The following is a 1,268-nucleotide window of genomic DNA, read 5'->3' as shown; positions in this document are numbered from 1 at the left end:
AGGCCGGGGCGAGCGCCGGCGCGGGAGCACGGGGCGGCGCCCCGGCCGCGCCTGCCCTGGTCGTCATCGGCTACGACGCCCGGCATCGCAGCGAGGCCTTCGCGTTGGACAGCGCGCGGGTCCTCGCCGGGGCCGGGCTGCGGGCCCTGGTCCTGCCCGGGCCACTGCCCACACCGGTGCTGGCCTTCGCCGTACGTCATCTGCGGGCCGACGCCGGCGTGATGGTCACCGCCAGCCACAATCCGGCCGCCGACAACGGTTACAAGGTGTACCTGGGCGGCACCGAGGCCGATCCGGGACGCGGCGCGCAACTCGTCGCTCCCGCCGACGCCGACATCGAACGACGCATCGCCGTCACCGGCCCGGCCGCCGCGATTCCGATGGCCGAGACCTGGCGCCGGCTCGACGGACGGATCGTCGAGGACTACGTCCACGCCGCGGCGGCGGCAGTCCTCGACCTGGCTCCGACGGTCGACCCGGATGACCCCGAACCCGTGCAGATGGTCATCGCGTACACCCCGCTGCACGGAGTCGGCGCCCGGACCCTCACCGCCGCGTTCGCCGCCGCCGGGCTCGCGGCTCCGACACTCGTCGACGAACAGGCCGCGCCCGACCCGGACTTCCCGACCGTCCCCAGGCCGAATCCGGAGGAGGCGGGCACGATGGACCGGGCGCTGGCTCTCGGTGAACGCATCGGCGCGGACCTGGTGCTGGCGACCGATCCCGACGCGGACCGCTGCGCCGTCGCGGTGGGCGGACGGATGCTCACCGGCGACGAGATCGGCCTGCTACTCGCCGACCAGGTGCTCCGCCGTCGGCCCGGCCCGGTGGCGACCACCCTGGTCAGCTCGTCCGGCCTGCGCGCGCTGGCGCGGTGCGCCGGGGTCGAGTATCGCGAAACACTCACCGGCTTCAAGTGGATCATGCGGGCGGATCCGGGGCTCGTCTTCGGTTACGAGGAGGCGCTCGGCTACGCCCTCGTCCCGGATCTGGTGCGGGACAAGGACGGCATCACCGCAGCGCTGGCCGTCGCGCTGATTGCCACCGCCGCGAAGCGGCGCGGCCGGACCCTGCTGGATCTTCTCGACGAGCTGGCGGTGCGGATCGGCGTGCACGAGACCGGGCAGCGCTCGGTTCGCTTCGTCGACGTCGCCCGGATCGCCACGGCGATGGGGGGGGGGGGGGGGGGGCCCCCCCCCCCCCCCCCCCCCCCCCCCCCCCCCCCCCCCCCCCCCCCCCCCCCCCCCCCCCCCCCCCCCCCCCCCCCC

General features: G+C 76.0%; 1 protein-coding gene. It reads left to right on the top strand.

Going from position 1 to position 1,268, the window contains the following annotated elements; all coding sequences use genetic code 11:
• Positions 1 to 1,268, top strand: a 1,268-nt coding sequence (locus ND748_RS32250; protein ID WP_251750051.1) for a phospho-sugar mutase, incomplete at both ends; no start/stop codon positions are given.

The organism is Frankia sp. AiPs1, from assembly GCF_023716945.1.
Classification (GTDB): Bacteria; Actinomycetota; Actinomycetes; order Frankiales; family Frankiaceae; genus Frankia.
Note: the sequence above shows the minus strand (reverse complement) of the source record. Positions and strands in the feature narration are given on the sequence as shown.